Source organism: Arcicella sp. GW458-12-2-14-TSB2, assembly GCF_059423785.1.
The window spans coordinates 1-25,648 of the sequence record NZ_JBWKYN010000080.1 but is presented as its reverse complement, the minus strand read 5'-3'; the positions used below and the strand labels follow the sequence as shown (position 1 = coordinate 25,648).

Sequence of the window (25,648 nt, the reverse complement as noted above, 5' to 3'; positions counted from 1 at the left end):
ATAGAAATGTTTGTTTATTTTCTTATTCAGTTTCAAAATGTAACGTTATTATACCACCAATAATTTAGGAAATAACGTTACATAAATTACCTATGGATTATCAATTAAATGAGCTTTAAAATCACTAAATATAGCTGAAAGCCATGAAATTGGATTGGCAATATCACAACTAATAATTTAGTTGGCCATAATATAGTGCTTTTTTCGTAGTAAAATCATCCTTTTTTTAATCCTGACGCTACGACCAGTTGGGGAGATAAAGCTATCTAACCTTAACAACAACTTTGCCTCTCGACCTGCCTGTTTCAACATAAGTCAGTGCTTCGTTAGTTTGCTCAAATGAAAACACTTTATCAATAATTGGTTTAATTATACCAGCTTCAATAAGTTTCGTAATTTCATTTAATTGCTTCCCTTCGGCTCTCATAAATAGGAAATGAAATTTCACACCAAGTTTCTCGGCTTTTTTCTTGGCACTTGCACTTAAAAGTTTGGTGACAAATTTCAAATGCCAAGGCAAACCTATTTCTTGTGCAAACTCTGGTGTTGGCGGGCCAACTAACGAAATGAGTTGACCACCTTTTTTTAAGATGCCCAATGATTGCTCTAAAACTATCTTTTCACGGTTGCTATGCAATACCACATCATAATCTTTTAATATTTTAGAAAAATCTTGTGTTTTGTAATCAATCACCAAATCAGCACCAAGATTTTTTACTAACTCAATATTTTTAGCACTTGTGGTTGTAGCCACAAAAGCCCCCAAATATTTGGCTAACTGGATAGCAAAAGTGCCAACACCACCCGAGCCAGCTTGAATAAAAACCTTTTGCCCTTTTTTTACATTGGCAATTTCAACTAATGCCTGCCAAGAAGTTAAACCAACCAAAGGAATAGAACCCGCTTCTTCCATTGAAAGATTTTTGGGTTTTAAGGCAACATCATCTTCAACAATAGAAATGTATTCTGCAAAAGTTCCAACTCTATGGTCTGAAGGACGAGCATACACTTCATCACCAACTTTGAATTTGCTAACTTTTGAACCAACTTTGGTTACAATTCCCGCCACATCGTGACCATTTATAAATGGGGGTTTGTAAGGTAAAAACAATTTGAATTCACCATTTCTAATCAGTGAATCTAATAAATTCACACCTGCTGAATGAACTTGTACTAAAACATCGTTTTCATTTACGGTTGGTACTGCCCAATCTTCTAAATGTAATTTTTCTTTTTTGCCGTAGCTTTTAACTATGAATGCTTTCATTATTTCTATTTTTTACTGAGATCAAATTAATTAACTTGTTTACCATCTTTTACAAAAGTGATTGTTTCAAAAATATCATAAGCATCGACTGCTAAACAGTAATGAACAGTAAGTTGATATTCTTTTTATTTGTTTGATATTTATTTTGTTAAAAATGGGATAGCTTTTTTAAGAAACTCTTCGTGATATTGAAATATACCACCATGCCCTGAGTTTGGGTAAATTACTACTGGTTCAGCATTTGGAAATCGCTTTGCCAAATCGTAAGAATTTGGTGTAGGAACCATTCTATCATTATCGCCATTAGCTACTAAAACAGGGTGTTTGAAAACACTCAAATCCACTGGAGTGTCATGCCCCCATGTTTCAATGGCTTTCAATTGCTTTTTCAACACACTTAGTTTTACTTTTTTATCACGGTTTTCAGTTCTTTCATTCAATCGCTTCAAAAAATCTCTTGCAGCATCTTTTCCAACTTTATTTTGGGTAAAGAATAGATAAAACTTAGGGTCTCTGAATGTCAACAGTCCTTTAAAAATATCTTTATAAGTTAAGCCAACTACATCGCTAACTCCTACTCCGCCTCTTGAGCCAGTGCCTGCAAGTATTATTTTTCGTACTAAAGTGGGTTCTATCAAAAGTAATTCCTGAGTAATAAAACCACCCATCGAAAATGCCACAATATCCACTTGTTTGTAACCCAAGGCATGAATAAACGAAATAGCATCTTTTGCCATGTCAGAAATACTTGTTCCTTGCTCGCCAGTCGTTGCACCTACACCACGATAATCAAAAGAAATAATGTGACGCTCTCCCGCTATTGCATCCATAATTCTTGGGTCGCAATTATCAAGATTTGCCGTTAGGTGGTTAAAATAAATAACTGGAATATCACCTGTTTTGCCATAAGAACGATAAGCGAATTTAATCCCGTTTGCTTCTACAAATTGAGTAGGGACGGTAGCGTAAGAATAGTTTACGCTTTGTGCATTTGACGTTGTCATTTTTAGAATTATTAAGACTATTAGAAAAAAAGTATTTTTCATTTTTAAGATTTGTTTAATTGATTGAGAACATTTTTTTCTAAAACCCCATAGGCAAAATGTTGTAAATTGATTAATACAGAAGTGCCTTTCCCTACGATATTTCTGAATTTAGGTTTATCAGTTTCAACTACTTTAAGCACTTTACTTGCAACTATTGCGGGGTCTTCGGCTTGCGTTACTAATTCGTTGGTGAATTTTTCAATTTTTCTACGAAGTGGATTGTAATCTTCAATTTTATTTAATGGCGTTGATGAGTTATCCACAATATTTGTTTTGAAAGCCGACGGTTCAATCATAGCAACACTAATATTGAACTCACTCAACTCATATCTCAAGGCTTTAAAATAGCCTTCCAGTGCGTGTTTGGAAGCAGCGTAGTAAGCAGCATTAGGAAATGAAACAAGCCCTATAATTGAGCCTACAGTTATTATTTTACCAAATTTTTGTTTTCTAAAATATGGCAACACTGCATTTGTCACCTTGATAGTACCCCAAAAGTTAGTCTCCAATTGTTGTCTGCCTAACTCAATAGGTGTTTCTTCTGCGATGCCTGATACTAAAAAGCCTGCATTATTGATAAGAATATCCAATTGACCTATTTCCTTGAAAATTCTATCAGGCAAAGTGCTTATGGATTGCTCTGAGTCAAGGTCTAATGCTATCATTCTAAATGGCACTTTTGACTCAGATTTTTCAGGGTTGCGACTTGTACCAATTACATTGTAACCCTTTCTGTGCAGTTCGTTTGCGATAAGTAAACCAAAGCCCGAAGACGCACCTGTTATTAAAATATTTTGTTTCATGTTATTACTTTTAATTAAGAACATTGTAAATTTACTTGCATTTTGAAAGTGCAAATATACAAATCACTTTCAAAATGCAAGTGACTTTCAAGTTATTTATTAAAATGTTTTTATAAAATGTCTAAAATGAGGTCTGAATGCCCAATAAGTTGCTCTCTTGAAATATTTGGAGACAAGTGGTCTTTGTTAATTGTAAGGGATTTAATGTTGTATCAAAAATCAACCTATGGAGATTTTTTGAAATCGGCGGAAGGAATAGCCACTAATATATTAGCCGCAAGACTGCAAGCCCTTGAGGAAAATAAAATTATTGAAAAGCGGGAACACCCCGATAGCAAGGCAAAAGTTTTGTACAGGCTTACACATAAGGGAATAGATTTATTGCCTATACTTTTTGAAATACACCTTTGGGCTGAAAAATATTTTACTATACCAGACGATTTAAAGGAAATGGTAAATGATGCCAAAAAAAACAAAGAGTTAGCAATAAAAACCATTACAGAGCAATTGAAAAAGCAATTGGAAGAAGAGAAAAGGGAGGTGTAGTTAAAGGCAAAAATTTTGTTGTTTTGAAATAGATTTTTCCAAAGTAATTCAACAGTTACAGGTGGGTTACTTTGGATGAAGTACTACTAAATATACCTCTTTTTTCTTCGATTTTTCTATGGTGATTGTATCTATCAAGACATTCATTATATTTTACTTATTTGTTACCATAAATTTTTATATTATAAGTATATCGTTCTAAAACTATATCGAAACCTTTGAACAGCCTGACAATTTCAAGAAGACCAGACAATAGAATCAAGGCAAGTTTTTAAGGATGCTAATCATTGATAATGATATGAGGAAGCTAATATGTATAGAAATGCTCTTTTCGTTCTTAAACTATCCATTTTTAATCTTGACGTATCAACCCCAAACTAACCTTAGTATTTTCTAAGACCTAAAACAAGGAAGAGCATCACACTCGAAAGGGCTTATTGAATATACTAAAATGTTTCAAGGCAAAAGGAATATTTACCCCTGATACATTTGCGAGCATGACGCTCTTTAACATTTTGAGGCGAAAGAAACAACCTACGACTAGTTTGGTGTAGGTGGCTGTATTTCCTACGGATTCCAATTGTGTAATTTGTACTTTGTTGTGTCAAATTTGAAAGATGTTTTTTTGAATTTTATGTCCATATTAAGCCAAGCAAATAAGGAGTCTTTTTGAGTTACTTTGGTAGAATCATCCAAATCGTAGTCTATGTCCCTGTATCGAGTAACTATGTCAATTTTTGCGTCATTATTCAAATCTTTCAACCATGCGTCTTGTACAAAATGCCAACCCTCATCACCAAAAGAATCTGCTAAATCATTCATGCCAACCAATTTTTTTAGAGAATTGTCCCAAATCAATAGGTTAATAGCCGACTCTTCATCATACTGACTTGGTGTTCTTATGATTAAACCTGTTTTTGTGTCAGACAGTTTAAATCTAAAACAGCTATAGGCATGCAATGTTGTGTCCACGAATAAAAACTTAAATCTGTCATCAAAAGTCAATAATTTGTAAAAACTTTGATCAATAACTTTTCCTTTAAATTTATCTCCGTTTTTCAAGTCATCAAGCGTATAAATGTGTAAGTTTTGGGGTTCAATTTTTTCAAATAAATCTAAGAATTGTTCATAGCTGTCTCCTTCCTTTTCCTGAGTAACTAATGCTGACGAAGTCTTGTCTTCAGTTGTATTTTGACTTGTACAAGCTACAAGAAAAACCAATATTGTAAGTATTGTAAGTATCTGTTTCATTTTTAATATAGCCACAAACTCGCTAATATGCTAAAGTTTTGTCGTACTTTTTGTATTGTTTTACCAGTTTTCGTAATTCCGAAAGTAGTTGTTTTCTTAGTCATTCCAAATAATTCTCTTCCTTAAAATTTAATTGGTCAAACGGACTAATAACTTTCAAAAGACTTACTTTAAAACATGGGTATAACTATAAATGAGAAACAAACCTTAAAACAAAAAAGCAGGCGAAAACCTGCTCTTACAAAATCTTCAAATCGAACGATAACTCCATAAAAGAAACCACCGAAGCCGACCGCCCAAGTTAAGTTCAAGACTATGCCTTCCTCATTCCTTCATGGTTTTCCTTTCAGCCACCACTAATGCTTAGTAGTTATTGTAGGCAGTGCTTTATTTTGACACTTTAGACTTCTTAATGTTCAAAGTTTTCTGTTTTATCCATTGAATTGAAATGTCAAAAGGTGCTGTATCACTGTCAAATACAGTATTGTGTCCTAATGTTGAAAATAAAGTATATTCGAAAGGTTTGCCTTGAACTTTGAATATATTTAATTGCTCTATGCACATCTTTACAGGAATCTGTATGTCCTTTTCTCCAAAAAGCCAAAGTCCAGGAATTGAAAGAGTATTCAGAGAAATTTTGGGGTCAGTCGCCGCGAATTGATACCTATCAGGATCATTTTTAATATGTTCACGAGCATCTGCTTCTGTATGATTTCCCCAAAAATTATTGTTTCCGTTAGTATAAAACTGAAATCGAAGTTGTTCCAGAGTCGTAATCGTTGGACAACTAAATAAAACCAAAAATTCAATTTGTGGATTTTTGCTTGCAGTAATTGGAATGATCCATCCTGCTTGACTAAACCCAACTAATCCAATTGGTATTTTTTTATCTTTCAAATAAGTCCGAAATGTATTTACCGCTGCATTTGCATCTTGAGATAATAAATTAAGATTAGTAGTGTCAATATTATTCGTTCCAACAGATGGTCCTACGTACACACCACCAGACTCTCCAACGCCACGTTTGTCATATGTCAATACAGCAATACCTTCTTTTACAAGACGTTTTGCAAACTCCATTTCTCTTTTTACTGGGTCAGACCCATGAATAATTACAACTGCTGCAAATGGATTTTTAGGCTTCAAAATTGAGCCTGCAAGGGTAATGCCCTGACTTTCAAACTTTACATCTTGAATGGTAAAGTCAGTTGATTGAGAAAATACCATTTTTGGTAAAAATATTAATGATGACCAAAGAAATAAGATAGGAAAAAGGTTTTTATTCATTTTAGGTTTTTAAGAAAATTTGTTTTGAATGGTCTTTTTAGTATTTCCCACAATGTTCGTATTGACGAAGTAGTTAGTATTACGGTTTTCTTCGTCAATACATATATACGACCAATACGATTGAAGGATACCATCCTCAGATTCGTAAAATTACAAAATATAAAGAAGCTTTCACTTCGGAAAATGCCTTATTAAAATTGACTTATCTGTCCAACCAAAATAAAAGTAAGACATGGCACAAAATAGCATTTAATTGGACGGCTATGTTCTCAGAATTAGTAATTACTTTTGAAAATAGCATTTATCAAAAATATTTTAGCTAGCTACATTTGGGGGATAGTCCCCCCAAATGCAGCTAGCTAAAATCCCTGACACAGTTTAGTAAATACTCCAAAAAGTATTAATTTTTTCCCAGCCAAACAGCCATCGGTTTAATATCTCTGTGTCCCCAAACAACATAAGGAACCATCTGAATGGGTACTGCTTGTTTTCCTTCGTTGGTATTTATCCAGCCTTTCCCTTTTAAAACGGTTACTCCGTTCAATAAATCTTTTTGATATTCTGCTGTCAAAGGAGCTTGTTCGTTCAAGGAAATGTCTAAAGCATGGTTGTCATTGTCTTGTGCTTCTACGCAAAACAACATTGGCCCTCTTTGAACAGCTATTTTATTCACGTTCGCTTTGATATTGGCATTACTTGTCAACGTTTTGTTTTCCATCGGGAAACTGATACTTACTTTATCGCCACTTTTCCAAGAATGATTAATTAAAGCATAACCATTTTCGATTTTATAAGCAACCGCTTTACCATTTAATTTAATGATAGTTTTGGCAGATGAAGTAGCGTTGAAATAATATAAATCACTTGGTACAGCTTCGTTTTGCGACCAACCTGGAATACGAATACGTAAAGTAGCAAGCGTTAATTTTGAAGTTTTGACTGATAAATTTACTTCGCCACTCCAAGGATAATTCGTTGTTTGAGCCAATTGAATTGTTTGATTATTTACCACTAAAGTCGCTTCTGAATTCATAAATAAGTTTACAAAAATGCTGTTATCTTTTACTGCATACACATAACCCGAAACCGAAGGCACGAATCTTGAAAGATTTGAAGGACAACATGAACAATCAAACCACGGGCTGCGACAAGTAGCTCCTTGATTAAACTTTTCTTTTCCATCAAATACAAGTGGATTTGGATAAAAGAATTTGTCTCCTTCTAAAGACAAACCCGACATCAAACCATTGTACAAAGTTCTTTCTAAAACGTCCATGTATTTAGATTCGCCATGCAATAAAAACATACGGTGATTCCAATAAACATTAGCAATAGCCGCACAGGTTTCTGCATAAGCGTCGTTTGGTAAAGCATAAGCTACATCAAAACCTTCGATACCGTGTGCCGCTCCCAAACCACCAGTCACATACATTTTTTTACTAACAATATCTTCCCAAAGTTTATCAATTGCCTTAAGATACGCTTTATCACCCGTAATGGCTGCAATATCTGCCATCGACGCATACATATAAACCGCACGCACAGAATGACCAACAGCTTCATCTTGTTGAGTAACAGGCAAATGGTCTTGAGAATAAGCAGGACTATCGAAGTCGGTCTTGTTACCTGTAAGTGGCTGATGACCGCGTCTTTCAAGTAAAAGTTTTGCTAAATCAAGGTACTTCTTATTATTGGTTGCTCTAAATAATTTAATCAAACCCAGCTCAATTTCTTGATGTCCCGAATAGCTTTGTAAACCTTTATTTACACACAAATCATAAATCAAATCTGCATTTTTAGTAGCAATATTCAAGAATGACTTTTTCCCAGTAGCAACATAATGGGCAACCGCAGCTTCATACATGTGACCAGCGTCATAAAATTCATGGCTCATTTTTTCACCCAAAAATCTCCCTTTAGGGTCATAAGTACAACATTGAAATTTGTTGTAATCATTCGCTTTCAACGTCCAAGCTGTGTATAAATAGCCATCATCTTCTTGAGCAGCAGCAATGTACGAAATTACATTGTCCAAATAAGCGTCTAATTTAGGATTTCGTTCGTTCATCAAAGAGTAAGAAGCCCCTTCGATGATTTTATAAACGTCCGAATCATCAAAGCCAAAACTTCCTTTGAATTTTCCTTCTTTTAGTCCCCCTGCAAAAATAAAATTATTGATTCTACCCGTTTCTTCACATTTTTGAAATGCATAAGGAATTGTTTTGTTTTCGACAGTATCTAAACGACTTTTCCAGAAACCACCTGTTACTTTTACTTTGGTGAAATCAATGGGTTTGATGGGATAATCATAAGAAAGCTTTTGGGCATTGGCATAAAAAGCCAAAAGCCAACACGCCATAAAGAGTACTTTTTTCATAGTATTATTGTTGATTTTTAAAAAATTGAAATAATTGGATATGTTCGTTATTGTTTGCTATCAAAAGACAATTACGATTTCCAAGCCGAATTGATTGAATATCACGTACTTCTTTTGAAATATTTAAACCACTTTGATAGGTTGGAATATGATTAAAATTGCCTTTTAAATTACCTTCTGAAAAAGTACCTAAACTTGCATTCATCATACCCAAATTGGGCTTGAATCCTGAAAAATTACCGCCAGAAACCAAATCAATTTTTCCATCTTGATTAAAATCTTTGGTACAAAAAGTGTAAATCGGAGCAAACTGAAAATGTTTCGGAAGTACTTTTATTTGAAAATTACTTTGTCCGTCATTGATTAATTGTAGCGATTCAAAAGTTTCTACTTTTTTAATTACAGCATTTTTTTTAAATGCTTCTGGAAAAATATCTTTCAATTGACTCACCGCAAAAAACTTATACTCATGAAAACGATTTTGAATCATGGGCATTTGTTTTTTGAGTTCGTCCAAGCCTTCATACAATCTTTCTTTCCCATTTCTGAAATGACAAATAATGGGGTCGGTAGAAAAACTATTGTCAAAATCTTTCACCATTAATGTTACGGGATATTCAGTACTTGCTCTCAAATCTGAATTAATACCTCTGTTTCCTGCCAAAATATCAACGTCTCCGTCATTGTCTAAATCACAAGCTTTCAAACAATTCCACCAACCAGCAGTATGTTCGATTATTCTTTTTGAGAAAGTGCCGTTCGCTTCTCTTTTCAAAATAGTAATTGGCATCCAATCTCCAGTCACGACCAACTCTTTACTGTTAGGCATCCAAATGGCTGAAGTAACCATACCCAAATTTTTGAAGACGGCATTTTTTGTGCTCATATCTAAAGCAAATTCTCCATTCCCTCGATTCATCAGTACATAACTATCTGCTGAAATACCATATTGTTTTACAATAGAACGCACTCCTACAAAAATATCCATTCGCTTATCCCCATCGAAATCTGCCGTCACCAAACAAGATTTATTACTCCAAAGTAAAGGCAATTCTTTGGGCGAACGACTAAAATTTCCTTTGCCATCATTCAAGTATAATCTTAATGGCGTAAGGCTCGCCTCATTTGTTTGTCCTCCTGCACTTAGTATCAACAAGTCTAAATCGTTATCATTCTCAGCATCAAAAAATTGAATATCAGCATCTTCGTATTGTTTATCTGCAATAAATGCCTGCTGATTACCCAGTACAAATTTTTCGTTTTTCTGTAGATACAAAACGCCAGCTTGGTTCACGGCTCCGCCCACAAAAAAGTCTTCCAAACCATCTCCATTCACATCCCCCACTGCTACTTTCGGACCTTGCGTTGAAAGCATTTGTGGCATTAAGCGTTCATTAGCAAAATCTGAATATGAGTTCTCTTGATGTACAAAATTGATATTGCTTTGTTTAGTAATGTCTTGCCAAAGTTTTTGCTTTGCTTTTTCCGGTAAAGGTTTTTCAGGAGAAGCATTCTTTTCGGCAAGGACAAGTAATTGATTGATAGATACATTTTTCAATACTTGTACTTTGCCATTTGCCCAAGTTACTTTTATCGTTTCAATGGTTTTTATTTTCCCCAAACCAAAATTCAAGATATAATCTACCGAAGAAAGCCAACCACGAGTAGGCTGTAATTCCTGAACTATTGTGCCTTTTTGAGTCACTAATTCTACTTTTGCTCCAATCCCAAATGGATTTTTTCCTGCCCCTTTTAATTGAATTTTTAAGTAATGATTTTCTTCGGCATTCGACTGATTTTCATATACTGAGGCCAAAGCATTGAGATTATTGATAACTAAATCCAAATCACCATCATTGTCTAAATCAGCATAGGCCGTTCCCATAGAATAGCCCACTGTTGAAAAACCCCAAGCTTGCGAAACGTCCTCAAATTGTAAGTTACTCTGATTCCTATACGCAAAGTTATGTTCTGCTCCACTTGGCATCATTTGTGAAAGTTTCAAAGAAGAACTTTTTTTAACATTTTTCTGGTAGGTATAGTTGATGTAATCTAAATCATTCGGACGACGATAGATGCCATTTGAAACAAAAATATCCTTAAAACCATCGTTGTCTAAATCTGTCAGAAGAGTTGACCAACTCCAATCGGTAGCATCCACACCTGCCAACTGACCAATTTCTGAAAATTGGCAACCCATTTTTCCATCCAAATTTCCTTGATTCAATTGTAGCATATTTCTTGGAAATTGAGCTTGATAACCAAAACTAAGTTTGAACTGAAATATATCAAAAGGGTCTGCTCCTGCCGATTGTTTTCTGACAATATCGTCGTCGGGCTTCATGTCTAAAGTCATAATATCCAACAAACCATCATTGTTAATATCAGCAATATCACTTCCCATCGAAAAATTACTCGTGTAAGTCGTAGCTTCTTTACTTTTTTCCAGAAAAGTGCCGTCGCCCTGATTGAAATAGATATAATCATTTTCATGGAAATCATTGGAAACATAAATATCTGCAAAGCCATTATTATCTAAATCAGCAATACTCACCGCCAAACCATAACCAGCAGCCCAACCCCAAATGCCGGCTTTTTCGCTGACATCAACAAATTTCCCATCATCATTTCTTAATAATTTATCGCCTGCCATTGGGTCTCTTTTACTACGAAGATTCGTGTTAAGATATACTTCTGGACTATGTACTGAATGATTCAATTGATATAAATCTAAATCGCCATCGTTATCATAATCAAAAAAAGCAGCTTGTTGACAGTAACCCACCATATCAAGTTGATACTCTTTTGCTTTCTCGGAAAAAGTAAGATTATGATTATTGACAAACAAAAGGTTTCTCCCAATAAAACCCTTATAACCAGATACTTGACTAACATAAATATCTAACCAACCATCATGATTAATATCCACCATCACTACTCCTGTTGTCCAATAATTTTTACCCAAAAGCCCTTTTACATCTGCTTTTTCGGTAATGTCTTCAAAGCTAATCTGTTCATTTTCTTTGCTTTTATTTAGGTACAGCGTATTGCCAGATTGATTAGCTGTAAAGTACATATCAGGAAAACCATCATTATTGATGTCGCCAACCGCCACGCCACCACCATTATAGGCATATAAATATTCGTTCAGATTTACTTCATCTGTTTCTAAAAAGCGATTTACGAAGTCAACTTTAGTGTTTTTATTATCTAATAATTGAAACAAAGGCTTTTTTTTAGTAGAACACGTAACGAACAAAAACAAGCACAAAAAAGCTTGAACAACTCTTTTGAAGTATGAATAAATATAAACGCTATCTACTTTCTTTATAATCATTGAATTTACGAGTGGTTATCTTTCCTTACAAAAAGCCTGAAACTTAGCCCCATTTTTAGCTATCATTAATACTTCTTTTTTGCCAACTTTCAAGGTTTTGAAATCTCTGATTTGCCCTTCTACATAAATACCAGCCGATTTATTTGGTATCACCGAAAAACTACCGTCACCTTTGCCCAATAAGCAAAGTCCACGACCAGCATCGTATCTGCCTACTTCTGGTTTGGCTTCGTAGAGGTTACCACCCACCATCAAATCTGGAAATTTATCATGGTTGATGTCTGTAACATGAATGGCATAAATCGGAAAAAGCTGTGCTTGATATGGCAATTTTTGTACCCTAAACCCCTCTTTTTGTTGATTAATTAGTACTATACTTTCGAAGGTATTTACTTCTAGTTTTGTCGCTTTTGATAATTGCTCATGTGTAAATAAGTCATTTATTTTTTGGTTTTTATAGCTTTCATTTTTCAAGTACTTCGTCTTCAAATAAGGCAATTGAGCTGTGATATTTTGGTGCAAAACCAAAGGGTACGATGCATCTCCATTATAAGTACACAGAATTTGCTCAAAGAAACCATTATTATCAAAATCACTAGCAAAAAGTTGAATAGGCTTGTCTTCAGAAGCTCTAAATCTAGAATTCAAGCCATGATTTCCGAGTATCAAATCTTCATCCCCATCATTATCAAAATCAGCAGATTGAATCGTATTCCACCAACCTTTTAAATTTGATAAGCCTAATTTTTCCGAAATATCTTCAAATTTTCCATGCGAATTTTTGAAGATATGTACACCCATCCACTCTCCAACAATTACTAAATCAAGCTGTTTATCTCTATCAACATCAATCCATTTTGCATCACGAATCAAACCGATTTGATTTAAAGCAGGAGCAATTTTGGGTGTAATATTGCTAAAAAGCCCTTTGCCATTATTTTGCAAAAAATAGCCATTTTGTGGCAAACCATAATGCCGATTGGCTGCACGAATACCCACAAACAAATCAATATCGCCATCTTGGTCGAAATCAGCAGGTTTTACACAAGCTGTATTTTCAAATTTAATCGTTGGTAAAAATTGGAATGATTTTGTAAAATTCCCTTTACCATCATTAAAATACAATCGGTCGCTTAGTTCATTACTTTGCTCTTCTGCCTCACTCCCACCGCTTGCCACGTACAAATCCAAATCATGGTCTTGGTCGGCATCAAAGAAAACAGCATCAACATCTTCTGCATTTTTGTCCATTTCCCAAAGGTTTTGATTGGTCTGTACAAAACTGCCATCTGCTTTTTGTTGAAGTAATTTAGCAGGGAAACCCTTCCCTGAACCGATAAAAATATCTTCTAAACCATCACCATTTACATCAGCTACGGCCAGATGCGGTCCTTCGGTCGATAGCATTTGAAAGAGCAATGGCACATCGTCAAAATCGCTATATGCATTTTCTTGATGCGAAAAATCTTCTGAAAAATCCTTAGAAATGTCTTTCCAGAAAGTAATATTTTGCTTGTTTGGTTCAAGCTTTGGAGTAAAAGTTGAAGCTGTTTTTTCATCAAAAACCAAGGTTTGATTTACTTTTACTTGATAACTTATGGTGAATAATCCTCTTGGCCAACGAATCAGCAAGGAGTCAACTTTAATGCTTTTCCCTAACCCAATTTGTAACACATTACTTACCGAAGATTGAAACCCACGAGAAGGCACTTGTTCTACCATATATTGTTTCCCTGCTGAAAATACAATTACTTTTGCCCCAATTGCTGAGGTATTTGCATCTTTTCCTTTAAGTTGTATTTTTAAATAATTGCCTCTGCCAGTAATGGCATTACTTTCATTCCTATACACAAAAGCGGGCATATTGACGTTGTTTACGACTAAATCTAAATCGCCATCATTATCTAAATCTCCATAAGCTGAACCATTTGAAAAACTGGGTGTATCAAGCCCCCAAGCCTTGGTTTTGTCTTCAAACTGTAAATCTGCTTTGCCTGCAAAAACATAGTTTTCAATCGGTTTGGATGGAATAATGTCTATTAATTTCTTATAATCTACACCATCTTTTGAGATAACCGTTTTAACGAAAGCATCACTTGAAATAAATTTCAAATAATCTTGATTCAAGATATCTTTATAAATACCATTACTCACATAAATATCTCGCCAACCGTCATTATCAAAATCGGCCATCAAAGCGCTCCAACTCCAGTCGGTCGCTTCTATGCCAGCAAATCTTCCAATTTCACTGAAAGAACCTTTCGTGTGGTCATTTACTCCATTATTGAGTTGCAACATATTTCGAGTAAACTGATGATGATAACCGTACTTTTGGTTATACTGGTACTTATTCCAGTTCTCGAAAGTCATCGATGTTTTAAGCCTTTCTTCGTCCTTTGGTAACATTTCAGTCACAAACAATTCAGGTAAACCATCATTGTTTAAATCAGCGGCGTCGGCTCCCATACTTGCCTGAGAAATAGAGGGCATTTGCTGTGTTAGTTCCTCTGAAAAAGTACCATCGTGCTGATTGATGTAGAGATAGTCTCTTTCAAAAAAATCGTTACAGACATACATATCCAACCAGCCATCGTTATTGAAATCGGAAACAACCAAGCCTAACCCAAAGCCAATAGCACTGCCATAGATATGTGCTTCCTGACTCACGTCTTTAAATTTCCCTCCATCATTTCTGTACAATTTATCGCCTCCCAATTCATCTCTTGTGTCTCTATCAATGGTTGCTAAATTAAATGAGCCAATGGGACGATAGGAATTATTCAAAATATAAGCATCCAAGTCACCATCTTGGTCATAGTCAAAAAAAGAAGCATGCGTCGATAAACCTCTGTCAGCTAAGCCATAATCTTTTGCTTTTTCACTAAAAGTACCATTCTGATTATTAATGAAAAGCTCATTTTCCTTGTCATCGCCTTTTACGTCACCAGAGTTGCAAACATAAATATCTAACCAAGCATCTCCATTTACATCTGCCATCGTCACGCCAGTTGACCATGCTTTTGTCCCTTCTACGCCTGCTTTTTCAGAAATATCTTCAAATTTTCCATCACCTTTGTTCAAGTACAATTTGTTTTTCCCCATGTTAGCGGTAAAATAAATGTCTTGCAAGCCATCATTGTTGATGTCGCCAATGGCTACGCCACCGCCATTATAAAAATTTCGGTAGGTATAAATATTGAAATCTTTGGTATCAGTAACGGTATTCTGAAAATCAATACCTGTTTCGGCGGTCGACAATTCGGTAAACAAAGGTTTTTCACTTTGACTCCACTGACAAGCCCAACAAGTAAATAATAAAATCAGACCCAATATATTTCTTTTCAAATCTTGCATGGACTACTGTTTTGGAGCTGATAAATCGATAAATCTTACATTGATGACATTGCTTTGCGGTTCTTCCGAAACAACAATTCTACAGTTGCCACGCACGGTAACGAATACATCATTTTTGAAAAAAAAAGGACTATTAATCTTAATAAATTTCCGTTGATACCAAGATTCTAAGAGTTGAATGACTTCGTTTAACAGTTTATCATTACTTGCACCCACTTTCCATGCTACGGCAGCATCTTGATAGTAAAAAGCCGCATTTAATTCTGCTATTTTTCGCGCTTTAAAAGTTGGAAAAAAGTTAACTTCTAAGGTTCTATCATTAGGTGCTTTTATTTTCGTCATAATCCAAGCACTATTCTTTTGTCCGCCTTGGAAGAATTCTTTATGGATATTTTTTTTCAAACAAAAATCAAAAAAAGTAGAATCTTTCATACCTAAGTATAGCCCTTTGAAAAGTTGATCATATCTAACTTTTTTAGCTAATTCTTCCGATTCTAAGCTTAAATATTGTTCTTCAGGTGTTCGTTTACAAGCTCCTAAAAGTAGCACAAACAGCAAAGTATAAATATATAATTTATTGATTTTCATATCATTGGAATTTTATAGCGTATTTTTCAGAATACTTATTTTATCATTCTTTTTGGAAATTAGCCAATGCTTACCCCCCTTTACTTGTATTTTATTTATTCCTCTGATTTCTCCTTTGATACACAACCCCGATTTTGCCATTGAGTACACCTTGAAATGTCCCTTTCCATCGCCTTTTAATAATTGCCCAACGCTAGCATCGTAAATGCCTACTTCTGGTTTGGCTGTGTATAAATTTCCGCCACAGAGTATATCCAGTTTTTTATCCCCATCAAAATCTTCTATTACTAAAGCATAAATCGGGGCAACTTGTGCTTCGATTGGCAAAGTTTGTGCAATGAATTTCCCTGCCTGATTCATAAAACAAGTTGATTTCGTTGTAAACACTGAAGATTTTTTGGCTTGATGTAAAATATCTTCATCAAATAAATCTTCAATTTTAGTATTGGCATAATCTTTTGCCAAGGGCAATTTGCGTTTCAGTAATGGCAATTCAGCTAATAAGTCTTTGCGAGTTGCCAAAGGATACGACGATTCTCCAATATATCTCGTAATGATTTGTTCATTCTTTCCATTTTGGTCAAAATCATGGGCGTACATTGCTAATGGTTTTTCTAATGTAGCTTTTAAATGAGTATTTTCGCCTAGATTTCCTACTACAATATCTGGAAATCCGTCTTGATTTATATCAGCAACCGCCAGACAATTCCAAAAACCATTGGTGTTTTCAAAACCCAATGCTTTACTCTTTTCCGTGAATTTCCCTTTGTTATTTTCAAATAATTTGATGCCCATCCATTCGCCTACAATCACAAAATCTAAATCGTGGTCTTGGTCATAATCCAGCCAAGCGACATCAGTCACCATTCCGATTTCTTGTAAAGCAGGTGCAATTTGATTACTTACTTCCTTAAAGTTTCCTTTCCCATCGTTCTGTAAAAGATGAACATTCACAGGAAAACCATAGTAAAAGGCTTTTGCTCTTGTGCCGACCAGTAAGTCTTTGTCACCATCTTGGTCATAATCACCTACTTTTACACAGGAAGTATTCTCTAAAATATTGGGCAAGGCTTTTTCTACTTGCTGAAAATTACCTTTACCATCATTGATAAAAAGCCTATCTTTCAATTCTTGGGAATTGTCAATAAAAGCCGATCCACCACTGCCAATGTATAAATCTGGGAAGGTATCGCCATTGGCATCAAAGAAAAGTACGGCGTTATCTTCATGGAATTTATCTTTTTCAAAACACGTTTGTACCGATACTTTAAATTTCCCTGCTTTGGTTTGAAGATATAAGTGTCCTGCTTTTCCAAAAGACCCTGCTACAAAAAAGTCCTCTAATCCATCTCCATTCACATCTGCCACTGCCGTCTGAGTACTCTTATTTTCAATACCATGAAAGAGTAATGGGTCACGATTGAAATCAATGAAAGTGCTTTTTTGATGCTGATAATTTACGCTAAAATCATTGGTAACATCTTGAAAAACAGTCTTTACAACTATCTGTTGAGCTTGAATAGGTTCAGAAACTTCTTGTCGAATCGTTAAAAACTGATTCGTTTTTACCTTTTTCAGTACTTGTGAACTCTGATTAGCCCAAAGAATTTGGATAGAATCCACTTCTTGAATATCACCTAAACCAAAATGTAATCTGTCATCAACGGTAGATTGATAACCTCGCATTGGTGCTAATTCTTGATAAAAACTTTTCCCTTGCTTATACACTGTTACTTGTGTCCCTAAAGCAGCAGTGTTTTTCCCTAAACCTTTGAGGGCGATACTTAAAAAATGTTGATTAGGGTTCACTTCTCTGACATTGTTTCGTAAAACCATTGCTGGCATATTTACATTATTGATGACCAAATCTAAATCGCCATCATTGTCTAAATCACCATAAGCTGACCCATTTGAAAAGCTTGGAATGTCCAATCCCCAATCTTTGGTAACATTATTAAACTGAAAAGCAGAAGCTTTATTTCCTTGATTATGAAATACATAATTCGGCAAAGGATTGGAAGGAATAGCATCAATCAATTCCTTTAAAAACTTCCCTTTTTCCTGCATCAATCTTTTAATCGTAATCGGGTCGGCGTAGTAATTGATATAATCTAAATCTGTCAAATCTTTGAAAATTCCATTTGCCACATAAATATCTTTGAATCCATCGTTGTCTAAATCTACCATCAAAGCCCCCCAACTCCAGTCTGTAGCACTTACACCAGCCAAGCGAGAAATCTCGCTAAATGCCATTTCTCCTTTATTTGTTTTTCCTAAACTGAGCTGTAATACATTTCTGGGAAATTGTTTGTAATAACCCGTTGAGATATTGCTATGGTATTTATTCCAATCTTCAAAAGCCGTTTTTGTTTTAATTCGCTCATTACTTTCAGGCAGCATTTCGGTAACAAATACATCTGGATAAGTATCATTGTTTATATCTGCCATGTCTGCCCCCATCGAACCGAGACTAATTTCCCCCATGTATTGTTCTAAGGATTCAGAAAAAGTACCATCTTTTTGGTTAATATAAAGGTAGTCTTTTTCAAAGAAATCGTTTGAAACATAAATGTCTTGCCAACCATCTTTATTAATGTCTCCAATCGTCACGCCCAAGCCAAAACCTATAGCACTACCATAAATACCTGCATTTTCACTGACGTCCTCAAAAGTATTTCCGTTGTTTCTGTATAATTTATTCGCTCCTTTAGGGTCACGAATCTTGCGTTGGTCTTTGATTAAATCATAAATACCAACCGTTCTGATAGAGTTATTGAGCAAATACAAATCCAAATCACCATCTTTATCATAATCAAAAAAAGCGGCATGAGTCGATAGCCCATAATCTGCAATGCCGTATTCGGTAGCTTTGTCGGTAAAAGTAGGAATGGTTGTCCCTGTTTTTAAGCCGTTGTTGATATATAATGAATTTTTACGTGTTGCTCCGCCTGGTTTCCCCGATTTACAAACATAAATATCTAACCAGCCATCACCATTCACATCTGCCATACTTACCCCAGTTGACCAAACATCTTGAGTTGTTAATCCGGCATTGAGGGTAATGTCTTCAAAATTTAAATCGCCTTTATTTAAGTACAATTTATTACTGACCATGTTGCCACAAAAGAAAACATCGGGCAAACCATCATTATTCAAATCGCCAATGGCAACTCCGCCACCATTGTAAAAATTTCGGTAGGTATAAGTATTAAATGCTTCGGTATAAGTAAGGTTGTTCTCAAAATAAATATGTGTTTCAGAAGCGGGTAAATTGCTAAACATTTTTTGTTCGCCAAAGTAAGAAGGCATTTTTTCACAAGAAAAAAGTAACCAACAAAATGGAATCAGCCAATAAAACCGTTTTTGAACAAACATGTATTTCTTTGTTTTTTTAAATTTTAGCTTTGACAACTCTTAATGAGTTGTCAAAGCTAGGTGAACCTCCCAGAAGTTATGAATGAGTGAATTGCTATTTATCTAATGTTGATTTCCTCATTCACAATTCAGCAACTCACTAAATATCAATAACCTGTGTTCTGTTTAAAGTTAGGGTTACCATTCAACTGACTTGTTGGAACTGGAAATACCAATTTCGCCACAGTTGATTCTGGTTTTTCCCAGCGAGCTCTGGTAAATTTTCCAAAACGAATGGCATTCGTTCTTGAATGTCCTTCATAAGCCATTTCACGCATAATTTCTTTATAAAGATTATCTTCATTTAATGGCGATAACGCTGGCAATGAAGCTCTACTACGAATTTGATTAATCAAAGTAGCAGCCTCAGCACTGTTATTATCCAAACGCCAAAGGGCTTCTGCACGCATTAAAATAACATCAGCAAATCTCAACACTGGAAAATCATTATCCATATTGGTTTGAATCCCTTTTTGGAATTCAAATTTTCCTAATCTCGCTCCCGACTGACTGAAACATTTAGGCGTAAGCTCGTTGATATATGGAGTAAAAATTAATGGTGTTCCATCTGGGTCTTTTGCTCCTTTTGAATCCACTTCAGTTGCACCATTTGGATCTTGTATCGGTTTGCCATCCGAAGTATATTGTTGTCCAACGATAAATTGTTTTTTACGGGCATCATTATCAGAGAATGAATTATAGAACTCCTCTAAAGCCGTATAACCATTCCAAGGACCAGTAGCAAAATTATAAGTATCCTTATTTAGGGGATGCAAAGTTTGCATGTGTAAACTAAAACCATTGGCATTACCATTTTCATAAGGAATGATAAAAATATTTTCACGAGAAGCATCATTTTTGACGATAAAGTTATTGAAGTAATTGCCCTCTAAAGCATATTTGTTACCATCAATTACTTGCTTTGCTGTTGAAGCAGCTAAAGCCCATTCTGTTTTGCCAGCATAAACGCCTGCATTCAAATAGAGTTTTGTTAAAATTGTTAAAGCACTCCATTTATTGATACGTCCATAAGTTGTAGCATTAACAGTTTCAGGTAATTTCGGGATAATTTCATTTAATTCCTTAACGATAAAAGCATATACTTCTGCACGTGGTTTTCTAGCAGGATTCGCTTCGGCGGCTGAAAAGGAAGTAATTAGTGGTGCATCACCAAACATATCAATCATCAAAAAATAATAGAAAGCTCTCAACGCTCTTAATTCTGCCACAAAGGCTGCTGATTTATCAGGTGGAGCCAAAGCCGTGAGTTGTTCAATCAAACGGTTACAGGTAGAAATACCCCCAAAACCCATGTTCCAAGCCGTATTAAAAGCACCAAAATTTGGATTGAATTGATGTCTGTGTAAGGCTGCCCATACACCACCGTCGTCCCAAGGGCCAAATTTTGCAGGAGCTGCACTGGTTTCTGAACTCAACTCTTGGATTGTCCAAGGGTCTCCTGCATAAGAATATAATGGAGTATAGGCGGTACCAAGTGCGGCCACAAATTGGTCATCGTTCTTAAAAAAATCTCCTGGAGTAAGTTCACTATATAATTTTGAGTCTAAATCAGTACACGACAAGCATAAAAATGCGAGTATGGGCATAACTGAAGCTTTATACCATCTTTTCATAATACAATTTTTTAAAGTTCTTAAAATCCGATATTTACACCAAAAGTGAACGTTTTAGTTCTAAAATATGAAGTACGTTGATCGATACCTGGAGCCAATGGAGATCCTGTTGTTCCTCCTTCATTATAGTGTACTTCAGGATCGACACCTGTGTAGCCAGAAATGACAAATAGATTTTGGCCAGAAGCATAAAATCTAATTTTCTTGAAAGCTGATTTTTTGCTCAAGTTTACATTATATCCTAATGTAACATTATCAAGCTTTACAAAATCTGCTTTTTCTACGTAATAGCTATTCCAAGATTCTCCTTGTTTTAGGTTCGATAAATAGTATTTCGTTCTAACAGGATTGTAGTTATTTGATGCCGCTGGGCTTTCATAATAAGCTCTGTTGATATTTACCAAACTATGACCAAATGCCCCTCGAATTAAGAAATTCAAATCGAAATTTTTGTATTCAAGACTATTGTTCCAAGCCAATTCAAACTTTGGTAATCCGTTTCCTACTACTACATAATCAGCTCTGGTGATTTGTCCATCGCCGTTTAGATCTTTAATAATCCTTGCTCCTTTATCATCCACCCCTTCAAAAATTGGTGCCATAATATCTCCGATTTTCTCCCCTTCTTTCAAACGAACTACTAAAGTACCGTTCAAGCCTGGAGGGCCTAAATTAGCTAAATAAATCTCAGATTGCTTACCATCAAAACTTACCAATTTTGTATTATAAGTAGAGTAAACTAAACCTGTATTATATACCAAACCTTTAATTCCTTTTGGCATTATTGCATAATTTAGTCCGACTTCTAATCCATCACTTTTTAATTTACCGATGTTTAATAACGACGTTCCGAAGAAATTTGGTGGAACCGAAACACTTACTGTTTGTAATACATCTTTAGTATTACGGACATAATAATCAACCGAACCTGTCAAGCGATTATCAATCAACCCAAAATCTAAACCTATATTCGTTTCTGCTTTTTGTTCCCATTTCAAATCTGGATTTGGGTTGGAAGCCACAGCAACACTTGGCACGAAGTTACCTTCAAACAAGAATCTTGGCCCAGTTCCCAAACGTTGCAAGTACTCATAGTTTTGGTTTGGTAAAGCACCCGTTACACCATAACCTGCTCTTAATTTAAGCGTAGTTAATGCTGAAATTTTTAAGACTTTCAATAAATCTGCACCCCCACTTACTGAATAAAAATCTCCCCATCTGTGATTCGGCCCAAATTTAGAAGACCCTTCGTGTCTTATTGCAGCTGATAAGAAGTAACTATCTTTATAATTCAACATTGCCCTACCGAAGAATGCGACTAATCTTGATTCTTCTTTTGCACTTGTTATTGAGGCTAATTTATTGGCAATATCAAGTCCTAAACCTAAATTATTGTATAGTAAATCATCGGTGATAAAGTTACCATTTGCGGCATACACATTTTCAAATGATAACAATTGTCTTGAATAACCACCTATTAAATTGATTTTCAAATCATTAAAAGTCTTTTTATAAGATGTAGTCATTTCAAACAATTCGTTGTTACCATCTTGCGAGAATTTAGTTGCTAAACCACCTCTACCACTTGCTGAGCCATATCTAATTTTTGAACTTAAATAGGTTGAAGCCAAATTGTTATCAATTTGATTCGAATAAAAAGCTCCTACATTCCACCCGTCTAATACTTCAAAATCTGCACGAATGCTTCCTACCAATGTTTTGATTTTACCATCAGAAACAGCCTCTTTCGCAATGGCTACTGGATTATGAAATTCAGGGCTATTTGGTTCTAAATATCCTTGTGCAGGATCATTGTTAATATAAACTGGAGCGGTAGGATTGGCAATAATTGCAAAACGAAGTCCATCAGTAAAACCATAACTTGCATTACGATTAGTTACCCCCACGTTAAAAGATAAAGTCAAACGGTCATTAATAGCTCTTTGTGTTAAATTCAAACGAGCATTGATTTGCTTAAATCCTGTTCCAATATAAATACCTTGCACATCTCTATAATTTACTGAACCTGTATAACTCGTTGATCCTGAAGAATTTGAAAAAGAAAGATTATGTACATTTGAAATGCCTTTTCTGGTTACTAAATCCAACCAATTAGTTTTGTAACCAAGGTCTTGACCGCCCGCTTCAACAAATTGCTCAGGGGTTGAGTTTTGAACAAATCTTGCTACTTCTTCGCTAGAAACATAAGTATTATATTCTATACTTGCTTTGCCATCAGTAGTTCCTCTTTTTGTCGTCACGATAATTACACCGGACGAACCCCTTGTTCCATAAATTGCTGCCGCAGAAGCATCTTTCAGTACTTCAATTGATTTAATATCATTTGGGTCTAAAGCATTTAATGACCCCCCGATTACTCCGTCGATTACAATTAAAGGCTGAGAGTTCGCACCAAAAGTAGAGAGGCCTCTTAACCTAATACTAAAATCTTCATTAGGGTTTCCACCTGGTCTTACAATTGATAAACCGGCCACTTTTCCTTGTAATAATTGTGCTGGATTGTTTACGTTTCCTCTATTGAAATTTTTAGCGTCGATTTTAGCGACAGAACTGGTTAACTCTTTTCTTTCCACTGTTCCATAACCAATTACCACTACTTCATTCAATTGTGTGTTGTCATCTTCTAGAACAATATTGAATACTTTCTGTGAGCCAACTGTAGCCTGAAAAGGTTTATAACCTACGGATGTAAATATCAACACTGACTTTTCATTTTTAACAGCAATTGTATACTTCCCACTTGCATCCGAAACCGCCCCGTTTCCTGTTCCTTCTTCTCTAATACTTACACCTGGAACGGCCTCTCCTTTACTGTTAGTAACTGTTCCAGTTACTTCAGCCAAAATGATAGCATTCTCTATTGTATTATCAGCGGGGTCTTCGTTTTTTGGCGACTCATGGACTTCGTTTGAACTCAATAAAATCCTCTTTTTACTAACCTCATAGCTAATCTTGAGGGGTAAAAGAAGCCTATCTAATACTTCAGAAAGTTTCTCGTTTCTCGCAGAGAACGATACTTTCCTCTTTGCCTGAATTACTTCGGCACTATACATAAACTTGACATCAGTCAGTTTTTCTACCTGTGTTAAAATTGTTTTGATATCTCGGTTCTCAATAGTCAAAGAAATTTGCTGATTGAGTACCTCCTGTGCATGAGAATCCCGAGCGAAAACAAAGCTCGTGAATAAAACAACCATGCAAATTTGAATCAACGTCACCTTCATAATTCCCAATAGTAATCGTTGTAAATTTTGCTTTTTTTTCATACTTTTGACTGTTTTGTACGGTTTTTAGACATATCTGGACAAAATATTCCCCTGAGGTTTTGTGCAAAAAAACCTCTAAATTAAAATCCGTTTTGGGGAGACGTAATGGAATGGAGTCGATAGTGGTGCAAACACTGTCGGCTTTTTTCATGTAAAGTAAACTTATGTTTTCATAATTAATTTGGGGTTTATTGTTAGTATTTATACAATGGTATTTTTAATGGAATTCAGGTCTAAAATTTAATAACGCTTCACATATACGTTTTAAATTTTACTAATTTCAACAAGGCATTCACTTCAGCATCTATTCTTAAATCTTGTTTGCCTTTCTCATTAAGTCCTCTAGTGCAAAATCCTTAAAAATCTTATTTTTTACAACTCTTCACATTCATCACAATTTGTCCATCAATCATTTCATAATTACCATGGATAATTTTGCTAATGAGGTTGAGCTTTTCAATCAGTGGTTCGTCAGATAAAGTAGCCGTAAGTGTACAATTAGCCACTTGATTTTCGTCAATAACGATTTTGATTCCATAAGCCCTCTCTAGTTTTTCAAAAACATCCATCAATGGCGTTTCATCAAAAGTAAAATCATTTTCTGAAAGCACTGGATTGATAATTGCTGGACTATCCACCAATTTCTTCTCAAATTTTGCTGTTTCTTTCAAATACTCTACCTTCTGATTCGCCGTAATGATTACTCCCCGAACAGCAGGATTGGTGTCATTTTTCAATTTTTGCCATTCATTATTTTCAAATACTGATACTTTTCCTGTTTTTACCAGTACTTGCATCTTGTTGTCGTCCTTAGGAGCACTGATGGTAAAGCTTGTTCCTAATACTTTGACAACCAATTCATTAAAATGTACAATGAAAGGCTGGTCAGGATTTTTCACTACATCAAAAAAAGCTTCCCCTACTAGACTTACTTCTCTCATTTCTTTATCAAATGCCTCAGGATAACTCACTGAACTGTTAGGTTCAAGCGTTACTTTAGAGCCATCTGGCAAAAGAACATTCATACTTTCTGTTCCTTTGTTTACTTTCTCTATTTGGTCTGAGGATTGGTCATTAATGAACAGCTCTGAAATTAAACTATTCACGCTTTGCTCACGGTTGGGCAACAAAACCCACATCAAGCCAATAATTAAACAAACAGATGCTGCAGCGACGAGCCAATCTAAAATCCTAAATTTCTTTGCTGGTTGAGCAACCTCAATATTCAAGTTTTTTTCTTCTGCTTTTTTCCAAAAATCTTGTATTTTGTCTTCTACATATTCTTCCGAAATTTCAGGTTGCATATTATGAATATTCAATAAGTACATTCTCGCTTTTTCTAATTCATGATGGTTACCTTGGATATTTGATAACCAAAGCAATAAATCATCATTTGCGTCGAGCTCTTTGTTAAATACCCAAGCCCTAAATGCTTGATGATTCACAAAGTCTATCGC

The 25,648-nt window shown here is 35.2% G+C and carries 14 protein-coding genes; 1 reads left to right on the top strand and 13 read right to left on the bottom strand.

Annotated elements, in window-relative coordinates; genetic code table 11:
- Positions 1–262 precede the first annotated feature (262 nt).
- From AC07XN_RS12895 to AC07XN_RS12885, 3 genes are all read right to left on the bottom strand, one after another.
- Complete coding sequence (locus tag AC07XN_RS12895; protein ID WP_494743389.1) at positions 263–1,267, bottom strand: NADP-dependent oxidoreductase; 1,005 nt, start codon at positions 1,265–1,267, stop codon at positions 263–265.
- Between the two features lie 140 nt (positions 1,268–1,407).
- Positions 1,408–2,271, bottom strand: coding sequence for an alpha/beta fold hydrolase (locus AC07XN_RS12890; protein ID WP_494743388.1), 864 nt, complete (start codon positions 2,269–2,271; stop codon positions 1,408–1,410).
- Positions 2,272–2,315: 44 nt separating this feature from the next.
- Positions 2,316–3,116, bottom strand: coding sequence for an SDR family oxidoreductase (locus tag AC07XN_RS12885; RefSeq protein ID WP_309917905.1), 801 nt, complete (start codon positions 3,114–3,116; stop codon positions 2,316–2,318).
- A 117-nt stretch (positions 3,117–3,233) separates the two neighbouring features.
- Here AC07XN_RS12885 and AC07XN_RS12880 point away from each other — a divergent pair, with 117 nt between their 5' ends.
- Positions 3,234–3,662, top strand: a complete 429-nt coding sequence (locus AC07XN_RS12880; protein WP_494743387.1) for a winged helix-turn-helix transcriptional regulator — start codon at positions 3,234–3,236, stop codon at positions 3,660–3,662.
- Between the two features lie 567 nt (positions 3,663–4,229).
- Here the strand turns inward: AC07XN_RS12880 and AC07XN_RS12875 are convergent.
- From AC07XN_RS12875 to AC07XN_RS12830, 10 genes are all read right to left on the bottom strand, one after another.
- Positions 4,230–4,913 (bottom strand): hypothetical protein, encoded by a 684-nt coding sequence (locus AC07XN_RS12875; RefSeq protein WP_494743386.1) that lies wholly within the window; start codon positions 4,911–4,913, stop codon positions 4,230–4,232.
- A 387-nt stretch (positions 4,914–5,300) separates the two neighbouring features.
- Positions 5,301–6,200, bottom strand: a complete 900-nt coding sequence (locus AC07XN_RS12870; RefSeq protein WP_494743385.1) for an alpha/beta hydrolase family protein — start codon at positions 6,198–6,200, stop codon at positions 5,301–5,303.
- Positions 6,201–6,600: 400 nt separating this feature from the next.
- Complete coding sequence (locus AC07XN_RS12865; RefSeq protein WP_494743384.1) at positions 6,601–8,577, bottom strand: glycoside hydrolase family 127 protein; 1,977 nt, start codon at positions 8,575–8,577, stop codon at positions 6,601–6,603.
- A 4-nt stretch (positions 8,578–8,581) separates the two neighbouring features.
- Positions 8,582–11,914 (bottom strand): CRTAC1 family protein, encoded by a 3,333-nt coding sequence (locus AC07XN_RS12860; RefSeq protein WP_494743383.1) that lies wholly within the window; start codon positions 11,912–11,914, stop codon positions 8,582–8,584.
- 15 nt (positions 11,915–11,929) lie between these two features.
- Complete coding sequence (locus AC07XN_RS12855; protein ID WP_494743382.1) at positions 11,930–15,268, bottom strand: VCBS repeat-containing protein; 3,339 nt, start codon at positions 15,266–15,268, stop codon at positions 11,930–11,932.
- A 3-nt stretch (positions 15,269–15,271) separates the two neighbouring features.
- Positions 15,272–15,856, bottom strand: a complete 585-nt coding sequence (locus AC07XN_RS12850) for a hypothetical protein (protein WP_494743381.1) — start codon at positions 15,854–15,856, stop codon at positions 15,272–15,274.
- Positions 15,857–15,868: 12 nt separating this feature from the next.
- Positions 15,869–19,231, bottom strand: a complete 3,363-nt coding sequence (locus tag AC07XN_RS12845; protein ID WP_494743380.1) for a VCBS repeat-containing protein — start codon at positions 19,229–19,231, stop codon at positions 15,869–15,871.
- Between the two features lie 146 nt (positions 19,232–19,377).
- Positions 19,378–20,904, bottom strand: a complete 1,527-nt coding sequence (locus tag AC07XN_RS12840) for a RagB/SusD family nutrient uptake outer membrane protein (RefSeq protein WP_494743379.1) — start codon at positions 20,902–20,904, stop codon at positions 19,378–19,380.
- Positions 20,905–20,924: 20 nt separating this feature from the next.
- Positions 20,925–24,191, bottom strand: a complete 3,267-nt coding sequence (locus AC07XN_RS12835; protein WP_494743378.1) for a SusC/RagA family TonB-linked outer membrane protein — start codon at positions 24,189–24,191, stop codon at positions 20,925–20,927.
- A gap of 365 nt (positions 24,192–24,556) precedes the next feature.
- Positions 24,557–25,648: FecR family protein (locus AC07XN_RS12830; protein WP_494743377.1), on the bottom strand; the 1,092-nt coding region annotated here is incomplete at its 5' end.